Annotated in this window: 3 protein-coding genes; all 3 read left to right on the top strand. The window is 59.6% G+C overall.

Translation table 11 applies throughout. The features are described from left to right. Positions 1–398: IS66-like element accessory protein TnpA (tnpA, locus tag E2L05_RS11510; RefSeq protein WP_243721950.1), on the top strand; the 398-nt coding region annotated here is incomplete at its 5' end. After that, positions 395–748 (top strand): IS66 family insertion sequence element accessory protein TnpB, encoded by a 354-nt coding sequence (tnpB, locus tag E2L05_RS11505; RefSeq protein WP_133343053.1) that lies wholly within the window; start codon positions 395–397, stop codon positions 746–748. The genes tnpA and tnpB, both read left to right, overlap by 4 nt. A gap of 123 nt (positions 749–871) precedes the next feature. Further along, on the top strand, positions 872–2,290 hold a 1,419-nt coding region (gene tnpC / locus E2L05_RS11500; protein ID WP_394346552.1), incomplete at its 3' end, for an IS66 family transposase.

The following is a 2,290-nucleotide window of genomic DNA, read 5'->3' as shown; positions in this document are numbered from 1 at the left end:
TCCGTGACTATGGGGTAGATATCCGCACGAATGGTCAACGGCGCTGGCCGGATGAGATGAAAGCGCGGATTGTGGCGGAGACGCTGGAGCCGGGTGCTACGGTAAATGAAGTTGCGCGCCGATACGGGTTGCGGGCCAATCACCTGTCAGAGTGGCGTGGTCGCGCGCGGCGCGGTGAGTTGGTTCTTCCTGCGGTTCCGGAAGACGACGGCCTGTGCTTCGCTCCAGTCATCGTGTCGAGTCCGCGGGTGCCAAGTTCACAGGAAGACCTCCCTATCCAGTCGGTCTCGTCAAAACCGATCGAGATTGTCACTGGGGCTGTCACGATCCGCCTGGACGCGGGTATTGGCACGGATCGGCTTGTGGAGATCGTGCGCGCCTTGGGAACGCGCGCATGATCTTTCCGTCCAACCGCGTGCGGGTGCTGGTCGCGACGCAGCCTGTCGATTTCCGAAAGGGTCACGATGGCCTATGCGCACTGGTGGCGTCCACGCTGCGCAAGGACCCTTATACTGGGACAGTGTTTGTGTTTCGCGCGCGGCGCGCGGATCGATTGAAGCTGTTGTATTGGGATGGTTCAGGTCTCGTGATGGCATACAAGCGCTTGGAGGATACGACCTTCACATGGCCTGCGATCAAGGATGGGATCATGGCGCTGAACCATGCCCAGTTTGAGGCACTATTTTCCGGACTGGACTGGCGCAAGGTCAAGCCGGTTGAGCCACGCCCGCCGAGCACCCCGGAATAGATTAAGGCACTGTTTTTGCTTTTATTTCGTCATGATTCCCAATAAAAACAGGGCATGTCGAACACCCCTGCAATCAACCTTTCCACACTCCCTGCCGATCAGCGCGCAGCCGTGGAAGCGTTGATGCAGGAGGTCAGCGCGCTTAAGGAAATCACCACGCGCCAGGAGCATCTGATCGCTGAGTTGAACCATGCCCTGCATGGGAAACGATCAGAGAAGCTGACCGAAGACGAGCGTCAGCTGGCCTTTGAAGATTTGACCATCGCGGTTGAGGAGGTGGAGGCAGAGAAAGAAGCACGTGCGGCATCCAAAGGGGAAGGACCGCGTAAAAAGCCTGCTCCACGGCGCAATATCGGGAACCTGCCCGCATCCTTGCCGCGCATCGAGACTGTTATCGAGCCGGACAGCCTGCTTTGCCGCTGTGGATGCGGTGAGATGCACAAGATTGGCGAAGATCGCACAGAGCGGTTGGACATCGTTCCTGCGCAGCTGCGGGTGATTGTCACGGTGCGCCCGAAATATGCGTGTCGTGCTTGCACTGACGGTGTGCGCCAGGCCCCTGTGCCAGCTTTCCTGATTGATGCGGCGCTGCCCACTGAAGGGGCCATCGCGCATGTGCTGGTCAGCAAATATGCGGACCATTTGCCTTTGTATCGTCAAAGTCAGATCCTGGCACGAGCTGGCATTGATCTGCACCGCGCCGTGCTGGCCAGCTGGGTTGGCAAGGCGGCCTTTCATCTGCGGCCCGTAGTTGACAGGCTGGCCGAACATCTGAAGGCCTCGGGCAAACTGTTCATGGATGAAACGACAGCCCCTGTGCTCGATCCCGGTCGGGGAAAGACCAAGACCGGCTATCTCTGGGCCTTGGCGCGGGATGACCGCGCCTGGGGTGGGGATGATCCGCCGGGCGTTGTTTATTTCTATGCACCGCGCCGCGCTGGCGAGAATGCTGAAACCTTCCTGACCGGCTTTGACGGCATCCTGCAGATAGATGGATATCCGGGCTATAATCGGCTGACCAAACCCTCGCGCAGGGGCGGCGCGCCCATTCGGGTTGCGCATTGCTGGGCGCATGCGCGCCGCAAGCTGAAAGAAGTCTTTGATCGCGATGGCTCGGAAATCGCCGCAGAAGGCCTGCGTCGCATCGCTGAGTTCTATGCAATCGAGGCCGATATCCGTGGCATCTCGCCCGGCCAGCGCCTGTCCGCCCGTCAGACGCGCACCGCACCGCTGGTCGCGGCTTTCAGGGAATGGCTTCAGGCGCAACGTCGCAAGATATCGGCAAAGTCGCGGCTGGGTGAAAAGCTCGCCTATATCCACAATCACTGGGACGGGCTGCAAACCTTCCTGACCGACGGCCGCGTCGAGATCGACTCCAACAGGGTTGAAAATCTGATCCGCCCGATAGCTCTCAATCGCAAGAATTCACTTTTTGCAGGTCATGATGAAGGGGGCGCTGCCTGGGGCCGCGTCGCGTCACTGATCGAGACCTGCAAGATCAACAGCGTCGAACCTTTCGCCTACCTGAAGGCAACCCTGACG

The organism is Meridianimarinicoccus aquatilis (genome assembly GCF_004358675.1).
Lineage (GTDB): Bacteria > Pseudomonadota > Alphaproteobacteria > Rhodobacterales > Rhodobacteraceae > Meridianimarinicoccus > Meridianimarinicoccus aquatilis.
This window is presented reverse-complemented; position numbering and strand designations above follow the sequence as displayed.

Excerpts from the sequence above, each read along its gene's own strand:
- tnpB (WP_133343053.1), top strand. The coding sequence starts at position 395 with ATGATCTTTCCGTCCAACCGCGTGCGGGTGCTGGTCGCGACGCAGCCT.